Source organism: Arenibacter lacus, assembly GCF_008711145.1.
In the GTDB taxonomy this organism is placed as follows: Bacteria; Bacteroidota; Bacteroidia; order Flavobacteriales; family Flavobacteriaceae; genus Arenibacter; species Arenibacter amylolyticus.
Genome location: NZ_VVIN01000181.1, coordinates 1 through 1,091, shown reverse-complemented (window position 1 = coordinate 1,091; position 1,091 = coordinate 1). Strand labels below are relative to the sequence as shown.

At 44.5% G+C, this 1,091-nt stretch carries 1 protein-coding gene; it reads right to left on the bottom strand.

Translation table 11 applies throughout. The annotated features are described in order from the left end of the window. Positions 1–307: 307 nt before the first annotated feature. On the bottom strand, positions 308–1,091 hold a 784-nt coding region (locus tag F1E73_RS17040; protein ID WP_150452667.1), incomplete at its 5' end, for a class I SAM-dependent rRNA methyltransferase.

Genomic DNA, 1,091 nt, shown 5'->3' with positions numbered 1-1,091 from the left:
TGTTCGAAACTCCGCGTCGCTACGTGCCTTCGCTCCTGATCTCGGAGCTTTCGAACACTATTCTGCGGCTAAGGGATTTTGGCTGTGCCTGCTATTTGTATGCCGACACTGACTTTCAGATTCTGTTTATAGGATGAGATTGAAACAGGGCCGAAAAACTAAGGATCGGTGTAGGTTTGCTAGATGAGCCAGCTGTAACAAAGGCCAACGCGGTAACTGACCTCTTGCACTAGAAAATCAAGGGGATTTTACAGAAATGATTTTTCAATTCAAAACGCTTTAAATCAGTAGACGTAGTAGGGGAGGTTTAATCTATTTTTTGATAAAAGACTGTTTTTAAATAGACGCTTTCAGGAAAGGTAATGGGATGGTCCTCATCATGCAGGGTAGTGTGTTTAAACTCCCAACCATTATAAGGGGTTATCCCTGCATCCTGGTGTGCTTGCTTAAAATCGTCCAAGCTAATGCGACTAGAACAGGAGCCTAAGGCCAAGGTGCCATTCTTTGCTACTAACTCTTTACCCAACTGGGCCAATCTTTTATACTGTGTTAGGGCCCTGGGTACTTCACTAGCTTGTTTGGCGAAGGAAGGCGGATCTATAATAACAATATCAAAGTGCGCTTGCTTATCTATTAGTTCTTGCAAGGCTATAAAAGCATCGGCGACTATCGGGGTCCACCTCGATTCGTCTATGCCATTGAGGGTCATGTTTTGGGCCGCTACTTCCATGGCTGGGGCGCTAATATCTATGGAGGTCAATGATTTGGCCTCGCCCATTAAAGCGTGAATTCCGAAACTACCCACATAACTAAATACATCCAGCACTTTTTTTCCAGCTGCATGTTGTTGCACCCATAATCTATTGGGTCTTTGATCTAGAAAGAACCCCGTTTTATGGCCAGATTTTGTATAGGCGTAGAATTGCACCCCATACTCTCCAAATACGACCTTCTCATCGGGAAGTGGGTTTCCAACTACCGCTCCTTCTTGGTACGCAAACGGATTCTGCTGCATAACCTTCCTACTAAATCGGACTACCATGGTGTCCAACGCAAATTGCTTCTTAATTTCTTGGATCAGTAGTTCGGTG